General features: G+C 73.2%; 1 protein-coding gene. It reads right to left on the reverse strand.

The window, feature by feature from the left end:
* Window positions 1-544: cation:proton antiporter domain-containing protein (locus tag FB586_RS18845; RefSeq protein WP_187697901.1), on the reverse strand; the 544-nt coding region annotated here is incomplete at both ends.

Here is a 544-nt window from a genome sequence, read left to right on the forward strand (position 1 = left end):
TGCGACGACGACCGAGATGACGCCCGAGGCGTGGATCTCCTCGGCGGCGACGAAGGCCGCGAACGGGGTGAGGAACGAGATCGCGGTGTCCATCAGCGGGTCGGTGATCCGCTTGCGGAGCCAGGCGACGAGGGCGAAGAACGCGACGCCGATGAGCACGCCTCCCCCGGCCGCGACGACGAAGTCGAGGCCGACGTCGACGACCGCGACACCGCCGGACAGGGCGGCGATCGCGGTGCGGAGCGTGACCAGCGCGGTCGCGTCGTTGAGCAGCGACTCGCCCTCGAGGATCGTGACCACCCGCCGGGGCAGTCCGATGCGTCGCGCCACCGCGGTCGCGGCGACGGCGTCGGGGGGAGCGACGACGGCGCCGATCGCGATCGCGCCGGCCCACCCGAGGCCCGGCACCAGCCACTGGACGACGGCGGCGACGGCGAAGGTGGTGACCAGGACGAGGAGGATCGAGAGTCGCAGGATCGTGCCGCGGGTGGCGTTGAAGTCGACCAGCGACGTCTGGATCGCGGCGGCGTAGAGCCGGGGCGGG

The organism is Cellulomonas telluris (genome assembly GCF_004886325.1).
GTDB classification, from domain to species: Bacteria; Actinomycetota; Actinomycetes; order Actinomycetales; family Cellulomonadaceae; genus Cellulomonas; species Cellulomonas telluris.